Origin of the sequence: Pseudomonas sp. CHM02, from assembly GCF_000612585.1 — a bacterium.
Classification (GTDB): Bacteria; Pseudomonadota; Gammaproteobacteria; order Pseudomonadales; family Pseudomonadaceae; genus Aquipseudomonas.
The window spans coordinates 23,397-32,102 of record NZ_JFCA01000068.1 but is presented as its reverse complement, the minus strand read 5'-3'; the positions used below and the strand labels follow the sequence as shown (position 1 = coordinate 32,102).

The 8,706-nt window shown below is 56.6% G+C and carries 9 protein-coding genes; 7 read left to right on the top strand and 2 right to left on the bottom strand.

What is annotated here, in order from left to right; genetic code table 11:
* The first annotated feature begins 710 nt into the window (after positions 1–710).
* The 4 genes from BM70_RS31670 (at position 711) to BM70_RS0128655 (ending at position 4,014) form a co-directional block, all read left to right on the top strand.
* Entirely contained in the window at positions 711–1,610 is a 900-nt protein-coding gene (locus tag BM70_RS31670; protein ID WP_081782151.1) for a hypothetical protein, read from the top strand.
* Between the two features lie 224 nt (positions 1,611–1,834).
* Positions 1,835–1,993: a hypothetical protein gene (locus tag BM70_RS33250; RefSeq protein WP_155952216.1), complete on the top strand. Its 159-nt coding sequence runs from the start codon at positions 1,835–1,837 to the stop codon at positions 1,991–1,993.
* 398 nt (positions 1,994–2,391) lie between these two features.
* The gene (locus BM70_RS32820) at positions 2,392–3,372 is read left to right on the top strand and encodes an ImmA/IrrE family metallo-endopeptidase (RefSeq protein WP_081782150.1); all 981 of its coding nucleotides are present in this window, start codon (positions 2,392–2,394) and stop codon (positions 3,370–3,372) included.
* Positions 3,373–4,014: a hypothetical protein gene (locus BM70_RS0128655; RefSeq protein ID WP_025859209.1), complete on the top strand. Its 642-nt coding sequence runs from the start codon at positions 3,373–3,375 to the stop codon at positions 4,012–4,014.
* A gap of 431 nt (positions 4,015–4,445) precedes the next feature.
* Here BM70_RS0128655 and BM70_RS0128645 read toward each other — a convergent pair whose 3' ends face one another.
* Positions 4,446–6,038 (bottom strand): membrane protein, encoded by a 1,593-nt coding sequence (locus BM70_RS0128645; RefSeq protein WP_025859207.1) that lies wholly within the window; start codon positions 6,036–6,038, stop codon positions 4,446–4,448.
* 87 nt (positions 6,039–6,125) lie between these two features.
* Positions 6,126–7,091 (bottom strand): arsenic resistance protein, encoded by a 966-nt coding sequence (locus BM70_RS0128640; RefSeq protein ID WP_025859206.1) that lies wholly within the window; start codon positions 7,089–7,091, stop codon positions 6,126–6,128.
* Positions 7,092–7,104: 13 nt separating this feature from the next.
* On the opposite strand from BM70_RS0128640, the gene BM70_RS33245 reads away from it, so the two are divergent.
* The 3 genes from BM70_RS33245 to BM70_RS0128630 are packed head-to-tail and all read left to right on the top strand — an operon-like array spanning position 7,105 to position 8,624.
* On the top strand, positions 7,105–7,242 hold the full coding sequence (locus BM70_RS33245) for a hypothetical protein (RefSeq protein ID WP_155952215.1): 138 nt from the start codon (positions 7,105–7,107) through the stop codon (positions 7,240–7,242).
* Positions 7,243–7,264: 22 nt separating this feature from the next.
* Positions 7,265–8,212 (top strand): alpha/beta fold hydrolase, encoded by a 948-nt coding sequence (locus BM70_RS0128635; RefSeq protein WP_025859205.1) that lies wholly within the window; start codon positions 7,265–7,267, stop codon positions 8,210–8,212.
* A 4-nt stretch (positions 8,213–8,216) separates the two neighbouring features.
* Positions 8,217–8,624, top strand: coding sequence for a hypothetical protein (locus BM70_RS0128630; protein ID WP_025859204.1), 408 nt, complete (start codon positions 8,217–8,219; stop codon positions 8,622–8,624).
* The last annotated feature ends 82 nt before the right edge of the window (positions 8,625–8,706 follow it).

The following is an 8,706-nucleotide window of genomic DNA, read 5'->3' as shown; positions in this document are numbered from 1 at the left end:
TTGGCCGCCGTTTGTCGAGCTTGCAAGGAGCCCAGGTAAGAAACCGGCTCGCCGGAAACAGGCAACTCAAGGCACGGGCAAGATCATTCACAAACTGGTATGACCTTACGGATTACTTTCGATCCAGACCGGAAAGTTTTCCGACCCTGATCGGATATTTTTCCGAGGTGGGTCGGATATTTTTCCGGCCCCTCATGCCTCCTGCTCTACTCCTGGCCCTTCGCAAGCGCAGTCGTAATAAAGGAATCGGCGACAAGTGCTTATCGGTCGGTCTGCCAAGCTGGCAGCGCTGTAACTGACGCCATCCAATGCGATCCCCCTCAGTCAAATGAACAAGGAGCGACAATGGTTATGCAGTCACTACTACCTCGAATCCTCCGAGCCCATGAGGCTCCGAAATATCTGGGCATGTGTCGAGCCGTGTTCAATGAAACCGTGAGGCCACACGTCCGCGAGTTCCCCATCGGCAAACAGGGCGTAGGGTTTGACCGACTAGAGCTGGACGCATGGGCAAACGCATACATTGCTGCTCACTCGATTGATAAGCGCGCGCCATCTCAAAATGCATTGCCGTCTAAGCCGCATGCGGCGCTGAAGAGGCCACAGGTCACCTCCAGTAAATCAAACACTGCAGGAGCGCCAGATCCTCATGCGAAATCGAAAGAAGAATTCCAGAGAGTGCTCGACCTCGTGAGAGGGAAAAAACGTTCGTGATTGAAGCCGAATTACACAAACCAGAGGGCGCCTCGATGAAATTTATCATGGACTTCAAAGCAGACTGGCACGACACACTCATAGAAATCATGAGCAATGATTGGGGTATGGAGACGAAAGGACTCACAACAGACATCCCCGTTCATTACTTCAACGCAGCGCAAAGGCGCATATCCTCCAGGCCTAGGACGCTACTAATATCGGATACCTTTCATTGCCCCGCTGAACATCAAGCGGGCTGGGAGCTAATTCAGCAAAAAGTGAAAGATGGGCTAGATCTAATCCCACACTTGAGCAAGCTCATCGAAAAAACGAAAAAAACAGACCTGATGTTGAACGACTGGGGGGTGTATCACCTACATCTTGGAACTCGGATCGAAAATGGCTTCGTTGAAAGAGCGGGCCCTCTGCTTTTCGCTAGGATCACTGACGAATATTTTTATGCGATAGATGTTTACGATCATTCGTCCTGGACTAACGGCGGCATCGTGGAAACCGTTCATCGCAACTGGCCCGAGTCAGTTGCTCGTTGGGTGATGCATGGCGTAAAGGGGTCAACGCTCACCGATGAGGAGCGAGCGGCGCTGAGGAAAGTCCACACAAATACCTTTTTTCTTACCAAGGATGAGACCACATATGGCCCGATAGGAGGCGGCACGGTTGCGTCGGGCCACAACTTATTCTCAGTTATCCAAATGGACGTCGAGCATGATCGTCTTGAATGCTTGGAGCGTCGGCTAGTTGAAATAACCGACGAAATAATGCCTGCCCTTAAAAAAGCTGGTTACACGGATGCGACAGAGGTGATTGCAAAGCTCGTACTAACGGATGAGTTTTATGCCGCGCTTTTTCCTGATTACCGGCTCTTGGTCAACTTCTATCCTCGCGGCGTGTGACCGCTCGGCTATTGGCTACGATTGTTTGTTTGCTCCCCACTTTGACCACACGTTGACGGAAAGCGAGACGGGCATGAGATGGAACACTGGCAGGGCGGGCGCCTGAGACTTTTTCCATGCGCGAGCCTTCAACGGCCTTGGCTTTTCCGTCTCATGCCCCTGACAGGCCCCAGACAGTTATTCACGCCTCAGTGCCATGCTTTCTCCAAAAACGGAGAGCTACCATGACGGACACCAAACTCATCGCCAGCCGATTCGATCACCTTAATCAAAACCAGCTCCGCCTGGCGCCGCAGTGGAGGAACTTCCCAGCGGGGTCGAACAGCGCAGCGGCCGTTGCCATAAGCCTGCACGGCGCGCTAGAAACGCGGGATATGCACTGATGTTCATTGGCCAAGACGTGACTTAGCTGACAGTCACGGTCACTTTGGGCCAGGGCTTGCAAGCCTAGCGCTCGGAACATTCCTGCGCAGCAACAGACTGACATACCTTACCAATGAGACACTGCGAGCATAGACGGGGCAAGAGGCCGGGTATGCTCGGCGCGGTCTAGACTCATTGCTTAACTGTCATCACCGCTTGGATCGCATGAGTATCTGCCGATCTGAGCCACCCCCCCAGCCTGTGGATAACTTGCGTAAAGCGCAGAAAAACCCTACCATTTCGTGACTTTTACACCCTCAGTTGATGTCTAACGGGTGTAATCAAGCAGCGCTCGCTGTAGGCCGCGTGAGCAAGGCAGCTCGATATCGCGGCCGCACCAATCTAGGGAGGGGAAATTATGACTACCGTCCAAAGCCTATATTCCGCCCTGGGTAGACAGGGGCTTCCCAAACGGAAGCTGTCTCATCTTCTGCCTGAATGGTGGACGGATGAGATCGAAGCCACCCCGTCAGGTGCTCAGCAAGCCAAAATTTACTTGGCTAAAGCTTTGAGCCTTCGCATGCGCGCATTCAGCGAAACCCCCCCAAGGGTTGAGTTCGACTTGCCTTCCGAAAAACGGTTCAAGCTTTCTGCAAAAACATCAGAGGCTCAGGTAGACCTCGCGGTTGCGCTAGCTCGTAGTGCTTCCAAGATCGCTATTGCAGCACATAACTCTGAGTTCACTCCTCCTCCACCGGACGCCTCTGCGCTCCGAGCTCATTTACTTTCAGCAGGAAGCAATTGGGTTGGGTTATCCGAACTTGTTGATTATTGCTGGAGCTGCGGAATACCCGTCATTCATCTTGCTACTCCATTGCTGGGTAAAAAGATGGATGGCATTGCCATGGCAATAAATGGCAGGCCATCGATTGTTCTGTCAAACAACAGAAGCAGCGGATTTTTGTTGTTTCATCTCGCGCATGAGCTTGGCCACATCGCACTGGGCCACGTCGGCGCGAATGGTGCAATCGTCGATGATGAAATTAAGAAAGTCGAAGATGACTCAAAAGATGCCGATGAAACTGCGGCTGATCGATTCGCTATCGAACTGCTTACAGGCAATGCTCACGGCAATCTCAAGCTTCAGCAATTGGTCAGGGCACCGGTGCTGGCACAGTTGGCAGTAACGTATGGCAAAGAACACAAAATTGATCCTACTCATGTAGTTCTCAATTGCGCCCATAACAATAAAAAGCTTTTTCCTCTCTGCGTTGCTGCTGCCAATCTGATCCCTGGGAACACTACTGATCAACAGTTGATTACGGCTAGGGTTTTCAAAGCTCTGGACGGCGGACTGGCAGAGGATAGCGAGCATTTACTGCGGAACTTGATCGCATAAATGATCCTGTTGACTGACAACGACATTCTTATAAAACTTTCTCAATGCGATCTCGTAGAGACTGCGCTCGATGTATTTCAATGCTCCTTAGCAGATTGCTATGTTCTGGATACCGCAAAACATTCACTCTACCTTTCGAATCCAGATAAATGCATTGAAAGACGCTTGGGAAGCGCTGCCGCCTATGATCGGCTTGCAGGACTGATTGATGGCTGTCGGGAGCTTGGTGCTGCCGGCGAGGATATTGACTTCTTGGAGGAGCTCATGGACGTCGAGGGCATAGATGCGGGAGAACTCTCGCTTCTGATGCACGCGCACGACCTCAATCAATCTGGCTCCCCCTTTCATTTCACCACTGGCGATAAAAGAGCCCTGGTGGGAATCGCCTCGTCTCAGTCTGAGAGAGTAAAACGCTTACTTCATCAGAAAGTCGACTGCGTGGAGTCGATCCTTCTCAAAGCAATCCACATGAAAGGATTTGACGAAATCAGCGGAAAGATTATTTCCGCAATGCAGGTAACTGATCCGAAAAAATTCGACACAGTTATGAGAATGTCGTTTGGTGAGGGCAGAAGCAAGGATCATGCACACGATTGCCTCGTCCAGTATCTGAACCCAGTTCTGCAGTTCATTCGCCCTTAGATGCTCGATTGCGCCAGGTCTCTGGCTCAACATTTTTCAAGCCCTCACACGGCAACATGAGACAACCTTTCATCGGCGCGTCCAGCTGACCAAATCGAGCGACTTCCACTTGATCTACCTCTGCCTCTTGCAGGAGCAGCATTTCAAAAAGGGAGTAGATTTGTGAGTAGATCAAAAAATATAAATCATAGAAAACCATAAAAACCGGTGCGTACAGACATGCATTCGATTCCGTCTCTGGCACCACCTTCAGCTTTCAGGTGGTGTCAACATCACGTGAAAGCAATCAAGAAACCCGCCTAGTGCGGGTTTTTTGTTGCCTGGGACTTTTATCTCCGAGCACCCTCCCTGGCACTCCTGATCGGAGATCTGAAAGCCGCATCTCTCGACCCGGCCACTCACTCTGGCTGGACATACAGCGAGTTGCCGAGTCAGTTCAGCAAAAACACCATCAGCGGATTGTCATTCAAGCGCCCTTCAAAACCTGGAGCCAGATGTTCCAGCGCCGCTCCGTGCAGCAGCGCGGCGTCCTTGCGCGCCACGATCACCCAGGCCGGCCGAGGCAAACTTTTTAGCCGCTCAAGCTCATCACGAGCGATAAACACCGGCTGCTCGTCGTGATCCAGGTTCATCATGTAGCGCACCGCCCAGGTGTCTCGCCCAAGGTCGACAAACACCAAGGGCCCAGGCGCTGACGCGCGGAGGGTTTCTACCCGGCTGACAAACTGCCGGGTATCGAATTGCAAGTCCTTGGCCGGCTCCACGACGGTCACCAACAGCAGCCATTGCGCCGCCAATGCGATCAGGCTGAGCCACACCAAGCGGCCAACCCGACGCCATGCAACCCATGCTGTCAGCTGCAAAACCACCAACACCCCAAGCAACAGCGGCAACGAAACATTCGGCCAGTAACCGTGCTTCTGCCACGCATGCCGGCAGACAAACACTACAACCACGCACAACGCCGGCAGCGCTGCGACAAGCCATTCGTAGCATCGGCGCACGCCAGCGAGCCATCCTTGTGCCTGGAGCAACCCATAGGCGGCGACAGCGGCAAACATCGGCACCATTGGCAGAATGTAGTAAGCACGCTTGAAGTGCGGTACCGACAGCCCGAGCAGGATCATCAAGCCGCAGGCACCGAGCCGCACCACTAACTGCATCTGGCCCGCGAACCGCTCAGGCCAGCGGTGACGCAGTGCAATCATTGTGGCCAGCGCCAATGGCACCACCGGGAAGTAGCGGTACAGGCTCAGTTGAAAGTAGAAATAGAACGGCTCGCCGATTTCATCGAGGCGTCCGCCCACCTGCATCTTGAACACCTCGTCGGCAAATGCGTCCCCCCCGCTGATGCGCGCCAACGTCATCAACAGCCACCAACATGCGGCCAGCAGCACCAGGCCGATGTTGCCGTGAATCAGCACCGGCCTCACACGCTCCCCAGGCTTGCCCAGCGCCCAGTAAACGCACACCACACCGCAGACCTCGATCAATCCCAATGGCCCGCGTATCGCAAAGCCCAGGATGAACAACGGGAACACCGCAAGCTGTCTCCAGCGTCCACCGCTGTGCAGCAGGTAGAAACTGCCGACGCAGAGCAACGCCACCATCTGATCCAGGCACACCGAGCGGGATTTTTCGAGCAACTGGGTGGTAAGCAACGTCAGCAACACCGTGAGCAGTGCCCACTGGCGATTCATCGGGACCAGCAAGCGATAGATCACGGCAACCACCCCAGCGGACGCCAGGGCGGTGGGCAGCACATTCGCCAAGTGGTTGGGCGCGCCAAACAGTCGGGCAAACACAAAGCTGAAGAAGGTCGCGGTGCCGGGGTAATCCGCGTAGGGCTGGCCATAGGTGGTCGGAAAAAGGCTCGCGCCATGGCGATACATTTCTTGCAGGAACAGCGCCCAGCGCCCGTCAAAGCCCTGGGGCTGCTGATCCCAGATACCCAAGGTGAACAGCAAAAGAGCGAACAGGAAAATGCCCAGTGATTCCAGGCGAAAGCGGTTGCGGTGGTCCATCGGTTGACCTGTCAGGTAAGGGGCGCCGACTTATGGTGCAGACCGCCCTGCTGAATAGCGCCTGAACAGACCTGAACATTGCCGCTTTTACCGACCTGCGGGCCACACCCACTTCGGGATCAACCGGACGTAGATCAACTCGCCAACGAGCTCGACCAGGGTTTGCAGGATCACTGCCGTCGCGGCCAAGCCACGTACGTCCTCGGGCAGGGCCAGCGCCAAGGGCAGCACCACCAGCGAGTTGCGCGTCGACGCACTGAACGTCACTGCCCGTGCCGTTACCGCAGGCAGCGCAAACAGCCGCGACGCCAGCGCCCCCATCAGCGGCGCCAGCAAGAGGAAGCCGACATACACCGGGACCACCGGCAGCAGCAGGTTCATATCCCGGACCACCGACGTGATCTGCGAGCCGATCACTACAAACAACACCAGCGCCATCGCCGGTACCGGCAGCCATGCCCAGGCGCTGTTCCAGGCACTGACAATCGATGACCGCCGCGCCAGCGAAGTCGTGAGCACCGCCAGAATCACCGGCACCACGATCAACAAGAGGAACGCCTCGATAAACGGCCGCGCCTCGACCACCCCCTCGGATTGCGCACCGAGCATCAGACTCAGATAGATCGGCAACAGCGCCAACTGCAGCAACAGCAGCACTGGCGTAGCCGCGAGCATCAACCGCGAATCGCCCTTGCCGATGTGGGTGAACACCACCACGTAGTCGATACACGGCGTCAGCAACACCAGCAACGCCCCCACCCACAACGCCGGGCGTCCCACCAGGCTTTGGGTCAATGCCCACACCAGCAGGGGAACGAGGATGAAATTGGCCAGTAGCAATGCCGACAGGAAGCGCCTGTTGCCCCAGCCTTGGCGCAGGTCCAGGAAGGGGATCTGCAGGAACATCGCGTACATCAACACCGCGATAGCGGGCGTGACCAGTGCGCTGAGACCGTGGGCCAGAGAGGGCGCGAGCAGGCCAAAGACAGCGGCCAGCAGAACGGCGGCGAAATAGACCGGGATCTGGTTGTGTTCGAGGGCGTCGCGAGTCATAAGGCTGGCTCAGATGGATCATCAGGTCGACAGCCTAAGCATCCAGGGTGGCAAGGTCGAGCACCCTGACAATCTGCGCGATCACGATGCGCGAAATTTGTTAAGTTCGACGTCTTATAAAAAGCGCGTGGGCCTGCATGCCCTCACCTGAGGCGCAAGGACCCAGTAGCCCTATGAACCTTCCAACCCGCCCCACCCTGGAAGCTTTCCACGAGCCGGCCGCCGACGGCTACGTCCTGGGCGGCTTCACCTGGCGCCACCCGCGCACCGACCTTGAACGCCCGGTCGTCATCATCAACGCCGCCACCTCCGTGCGCTGCCGCCACTACTCCCGCTTCGCCGATTACCTGTTCGCCAACGGCTTCGATGTCATCACCTACGACTACCGTGGCATCGGCGAATCCCGCAATGGCTCGTTGCGCGGCTTCAAAGCCTCGTGGTCGGATTGGGGCGTACTGGATTTCGAGGCGATGTTGCAGCGAGCACAGCGGGAGTTTCCAGGGCAGCCGATTGATGTCGTCGGCCACAGTTTCGGTGGCTGCGCGGCCGGGCTCGGGGCGTCGGGGGCGGTGATCCGGCGGATGGTGACAGTGGGCGCGCAGTTTGCGTACTGGCGCGATTACGCGGCGAGCGTGCGCTGGCGGATGTTCGCCAAGTGGCATGTGGTGATGCCGCTGGTGACGGCACTGTGCGGGCACTTCCCCGGCAAGCGCCTGGGCTGGCTGGAAGACACGCCCGCGGGTGTGGTGCGGGACTGGAGCACGCCGACGCCCAGGTATGAGACGCGTCCCAGTGGGCGCGACTTGGGCGAACTGCCATTCAGCCGCGTGAAGGCACAGATACTGGCCATCAGCATCACTGATGATCCGTTCGGGACGGTAGCTGCCATCGAACGGCTATTGGGTTACTTCGACAGCAGTGAGTGCACTCATCTGCGCATCGCGCCTGAAGACATAGGCGAAAAGGAAGTCGGACATTTCGCATTTTTTCGCAGCGAGTATCAGGACCGGCTGTGGCCGATTGCATTGGCGTGGCTTCAAAACGACCAATCAACTGCGGATACACTTGGGATTTCCCCCAACCTGCGCTTCAATACCCCACCCAGATCCTTAGGACGTTGAGCCCATGGCCTCGCCGAACAAGCAGCAAAAACGCGCCCACCGGGCAAAGGCCAAGGCCAAGCAAAACCGTACCCAACGCGCCGTCGCGACCAAGCCGGATGCGTTTGCCGGCGATGACAGTCGCATTGACCTTGAGTCAGTGGATTTGACCGAGCTGTTCGTCGAGATGCGCGCCGCTGGCGAGACCAGCCAGCAGGCACTCTGCGCTGCATTCCTGGCCCATCCGTTGCTGGCCCTGGTGCTGGAGCAGGAAGGTGAAGAGGAAGCCACCGACTTCATTCTCGCGGCACTGATCGAGTATCGGCAGTGGGCCACGGACACCGACGATGAAGCCGCCGCGCTGGCGTGGATCGAGTCGCCGCAGTTCCAGGCGGATTACGTCGCGGCCTCAAAAGAATTGTCACAACCTTGAACCTGTAGGAGCCGGCTTGCCGGCGATGGCGTCCTCAAGGGCCCCATCGCCGGCAAGCCAGCTCCTACGGTAATCGGTACGG

What these genes read in the sequence shown, in the direction of transcription:
- BM70_RS0128630 (WP_025859204.1), top strand. Translation starts at nt 8,217, where the DNA reads ATGGCCTCGCCGAACAAGCAGCAAAAACGCGCCCACCGGGCAAAGGCC.
- BM70_RS0128640 (WP_025859206.1), bottom strand. Translation starts at nt 7,091, where the DNA reads ATGACTCGCGACGCCCTCGAACACAACCAGATCCCGGTCTATTTCGCC.
- BM70_RS33245 (WP_155952215.1), top strand. Translation starts at nt 7,105, where the DNA reads ATGGATCATCAGGTCGACAGCCTAAGCATCCAGGGTGGCAAGGTCGAG.
- BM70_RS0128655 (WP_025859209.1), top strand. Translation starts at nt 3,373, where the DNA reads ATGATCCTGTTGACTGACAACGACATTCTTATAAAACTTTCTCAATGC.
- BM70_RS0128635 (WP_025859205.1), top strand. Translation starts at nt 7,265, where the DNA reads ATGAACCTTCCAACCCGCCCCACCCTGGAAGCTTTCCACGAGCCGGCC.
- BM70_RS0128645 (WP_025859207.1), bottom strand. Translation starts at nt 6,038, where the DNA reads ATGGACCACCGCAACCGCTTTCGCCTGGAATCACTGGGCATTTTCCTG.
- BM70_RS33250 (WP_155952216.1), top strand. Translation starts at nt 1,835, where the DNA reads ATGACGGACACCAAACTCATCGCCAGCCGATTCGATCACCTTAATCAA.
- BM70_RS32820 (WP_081782150.1), top strand. Translation starts at nt 2,392, where the DNA reads ATGACTACCGTCCAAAGCCTATATTCCGCCCTGGGTAGACAGGGGCTT.